This is a genomic window from Catenulispora pinistramenti, assembly GCF_018274385.1.
Lineage (GTDB): Bacteria > Actinomycetota > Actinomycetes > Streptomycetales > Catenulisporaceae > Catenulispora > Catenulispora pinistramenti.
Window position 1 is genome coordinate 1 of the sequence record NZ_JAAFYZ010000668.1, and the last position, 255, is coordinate 255.

At 63.9% G+C, this 255-nt stretch carries 1 pseudogene; it reads right to left on the reverse strand.

What is annotated here, in order from left to right:
- Nucleotides 1-187: pseudogene (locus KGQ19_RS49075) on the reverse strand (hypothetical protein); the annotation flags it as partial.
- Between the last annotated feature and the right edge of the window lie 68 nt (nucleotides 188-255).

The window sequence follows — 255 nt, forward strand, 5'->3', positions numbered from 1 at the left end:
GCAGCAGCTGCGTCAACGGGATCTGCCCGTTCGCATACTGCACCGCCGCATGGATGAACAACGTCATGTTCACCGCGAACGCGATCAGAGCGAACACCCCACCGAACGCGATCGCCGGCAACATCAGAAACAGCGCGATCCACCCCAGCCACTGCCAAAACTGATCCATCGCCGAGATCGGCTCCACCCCGCTGGAAACCCCCTGAATCGCCGCCGTCGCAGTGTTCCCAGCCGCCGCCAACGCCCAACCGGCCT